Annotated in this window: 1 protein-coding gene and 2 pseudogenes; 1 reads left to right on the forward strand and 2 read right to left on the reverse strand. The window is 73.0% G+C overall.

All coding sequences use genetic code 11. The features are described from left to right. A pseudogene (locus G3I65_RS24865) lies at positions 1 to 365 on the forward strand (hypothetical protein); the annotation flags it as partial. A 130-nt stretch (positions 366 to 495) separates the two neighbouring features. Here G3I65_RS24865 and G3I65_RS24870 read toward each other — a convergent pair. Together G3I65_RS24870 and G3I65_RS24875 are read right to left on the reverse strand one after the other, a co-directional pair. After that, positions 496 to 1326, reverse strand: coding sequence for a hypothetical protein (locus G3I65_RS24870; protein ID WP_160698241.1), 831 nt, complete (start codon positions 1324 to 1326; stop codon positions 496 to 498). 20 nt (positions 1327 to 1346) lie between these two features. Then, positions 1347 to 1558: pseudogene (locus G3I65_RS24875) on the reverse strand (hypothetical protein); the annotation flags it as partial.

Genomic DNA, 1558 nt, shown 5'->3' on the forward strand with positions numbered 1-1558 from the left:
ATGTTTTGGCGGCGGTCCACGCGGGGTTGAGCGGGCTGGAGACGACCCTCACCCACATCGGTGACGGGGTGATCGGCCGCGCGGACGTCCAGCCGCACCGGGGATGGACGGACGAGGAGTGGGACGCCGCGGTGGACCGGTTGCGGTCTCGCGGTGTGCTCGACGAGGCCGGTCGGCTGACCGACGCGGGCCGGGAGCTGCGCCGCCGGGTCGAGGCCGACACCGATCGGCTGGCCGCGGGGCCGGTCGAGGCGCTGGGCGCGGACTTCGAGCGGGCGCTGGAGCTGGCGGTCCCGCTCAGCCGCGCGGTGGTCGACAGCGGGGTGGTCCCGGTGCCCAACCCGATGGGGGTCCCGCGCCCCTGACCCGCCGCCGTGAATGACTCATTCACGTCGTCCGACGACATGAATGAGTCATTCACGTCATCCGGGCGACGTCACCCGGGCCAGCGGGCAGCCCCTTCCCGCCGGCCCGGGTCCCCGGGTTCCCCCGAGGTCATTCCTCCGCGCGGCCCGCCTGGCGCCGCAGGAGGTCGTACTGGCAGCTCAGCTCGTGGGCCTGGTCCTCGTACTCGCGCTTCGCCGCCAGGAACGGCCGCACGCTGTCGCTGTAGTGGCGCAGGTCGTCCTGCTCCAGCGAACCGTCGCGGAACGCCGTCCAGAACACCAGCGTCGCCGACACCACCATCACCAGGGCGACCAGCACCGCCATCAGCACGGCGAGGTCGTTCATCCCGGACAGCACGCCCTCGGTGTACACCCGGACGAACATCACCACGCCCATCAGCCCGACCAGCAGCCCCACCGTGACCAGGCTGAGCTTCGACCCCGCCGACAGCTTCGCCCAGTCCAGCTGCCGCTTGGCGTTCTTGTGCTGGCGCTGGTTGTGGCCGAGGTGGTGCAACGCCGTCGCCGCGCCGCCGGTGGCCAGCACCGAGATCACGATGCTGATCGCCAGGGGCAGGCCGAGCGGGTCGCTCCAGTCGACGTTGAACACGGAACTGGCCAGCCACAGCATGATCGGCAGGTCGACCACCGTCACCGTGAGGAGCGTCAGCACCCGCGTCACGCGGCCGACGCGGCGGTGGCGCAGGCTGCCGCGCAGCTGCTCCAGCTCGATGAGCCGGTCGATCAGCTCGGCGCGGGCCTGTGCTTCGCCGACGGTCAGGTTCTGGCCGTGCGGGCCCACCACGTGGCCGTCCATCGCGCGGGCGGAGCGGTAGTTCAGCTCCTGCACGCGGGCGAGGAGCAGGTCGCCCGCCGGCGTCTCGGCGCGGGGCCGCGGCTGGGGCAGTGGCAGGTTTCTCGTCTGGTCGGTGCTGGTCATGGCCGTGCCTCCTGGTCGGTCTACGTGCTCGGGCCGGGGCCCTGGTACGTGATCTCCACCCGCCTCATCCGGGCCGCCGCCGCTTCGTCGAACCGCCCGCCGGTCATCGCGGTGACCCCGGGTTCGGTGCCGGTGCCGGCGGCGTCGACCCGCTGGGTCACGCCGGCCCCGGTGAGCGCGCCGGCGACGGCACGCGCTCGCTGTTCCGCCAGTTCCCGCCGCCCCGCGTCGG

Source organism: Amycolatopsis sp. SID8362, from assembly GCF_010550475.1.
GTDB lineage: Bacteria > Actinomycetota > Actinomycetes > Mycobacteriales > Pseudonocardiaceae > Amycolatopsis > Amycolatopsis eburnea.

Bases quoted from the DNA above. Each gene is read 5' to 3' on its own strand.
- G3I65_RS24870 (WP_160698241.1), bottom strand. From the start codon at position 1,326: ATGACCAGCACCGACCAGACGAGAAACCTGCCACTGCCCCAGCCGCGG.